Origin of the sequence: Teichococcus oryzae (assembly GCF_008386565.1) — a bacterium.
GTDB classification, from domain to species: domain Bacteria; phylum Pseudomonadota; class Alphaproteobacteria; order Acetobacterales; family Acetobacteraceae; genus Pseudoroseomonas; species Pseudoroseomonas oryzae.
The window spans coordinates 1-870 of sequence record NZ_VUKA01000072.1 but is presented as its reverse complement, the minus strand read 5'-3'; the positions used below and the strand labels follow the sequence as shown (position 1 = coordinate 870).

Annotated in this window: 1 protein-coding gene; it reads left to right on the top strand. The window is 68.3% G+C overall.

Annotated elements, in window-relative coordinates; genetic code table 11:
- The coding region (locus F0Q34_RS21560) for a glycosyltransferase family 2 protein (RefSeq protein WP_149814424.1) at positions 1-870 on the top strand (870 nt) is incomplete at both ends.

Genomic DNA, 870 nt, shown 5'->3' with positions numbered 1-870 from the left:
TGATGGGTCGAAGGACGGCACCTGGGCGCAGATCGAGGCGCTGGCCGAAGCCGACCCGCATGTGGTCGGCGTGCAGCTGCTGCGCAACCACGGCCACCAGCTGGCGGCCACCGCCGGGCTGCACATCGCCAATGGCGAGCGGGTGATGCTGATCGATGCCGACCTGCAGGACCCGCCGGAGCTGCTGGGCGCGATGATGCGGGCGATGGATGAGGGGGCGGACGTGGTGTATGGCCAGCGCGCCCGGCGCGAGGGCGAGACCTGGTTCAAGCTGGCCACCGCCGCGGCCTTCTACCGGCTGCTGGGGCGGCTGACGGATGTGAATATTCCGCGCGACACCGGCGATTTCCGGCTGATGAGCCGGCGGGTGGTGGATCTGTTTCTGTTGATGCCGGAGCGGCAGCGCTTCATCCGCGGCATGGTCAGCTGGATCGGCGGCCACCAGGTGGCGCTGCCTTACGAGCGGCATGCGCGCTTTGCCGGCGCCTCCAAATACCCGCTGAGCAAGATGATCCGCTTTGCCACGGATGCGATCACCAGCTTTTCCACCGTGCCGCTGCGCATCGCGGTGTGGGTCGGGCTGGCCACGGCGAGCCTGTCGATGCTGCTGCTGTTGTACGCGCTGTACCAGTGGTCGCAGGATGTGGTGGTGGCGGGCTGGGCCAGCATCATCTGCGCCATCGCCTTTTTCGGCGGGCTGCAGATGCTGATCCTCGGGGTGTTCGGCGAGTATCTGGGCCGGCTGGTGCAGGAGGCCAAGGGGCGGCCCTTGTTCATGGTCAAGGCGATCCGCGCCGGCAAGCGCCGCCACGAGGTGCCCGGCCATTTCTCCCGCATGGAGCCAACCCTGCGCGACGGCGTCGTGGCAGC